Source organism: Methanohalophilus sp. WG1-DM, assembly GCF_004104135.1.
Classification (GTDB): Archaea; Halobacteriota; Methanosarcinia; order Methanosarcinales; family Methanosarcinaceae; genus Methanohalophilus; species Methanohalophilus euhalobius.
The window spans coordinates 1-215 of the sequence record NZ_RRBA01000073.1 but is presented as its reverse complement, the minus strand read 5'-3'; the positions used below and the strand labels follow the sequence as shown (position 1 = coordinate 215).

The following is a 215-nucleotide window of genomic DNA, read 5'->3' as shown; positions in this document are numbered from 1 at the left end:
ATGGTAATGAGCAGTGCCAGCTGGCACCTTGATGGTCCTGTGCACATTCGCTGGGGCTCCACCAATACCCGTGAGACCCTTATGATCGCAGGTTGGACATGTGCCACCATTTCCGAGTTCACAGATCTGCTGTCCGGTAACCAGTACTATCCATGTGCAGGTCCATGTACCGAGATGTGCCTGCTTGAGGCTGCTGCCCAGTCCATGACCGATAC

General features: G+C 54.9%; 1 protein-coding gene. It reads left to right on the top strand.

Annotated features, from left to right (window positions below; genetic code table 11):
* Positions 1 to 215: monomethylamine:corrinoid methyltransferase (locus CI957_RS10520; protein WP_128754809.1), on the top strand; the 215-nt coding region annotated here is incomplete at both ends.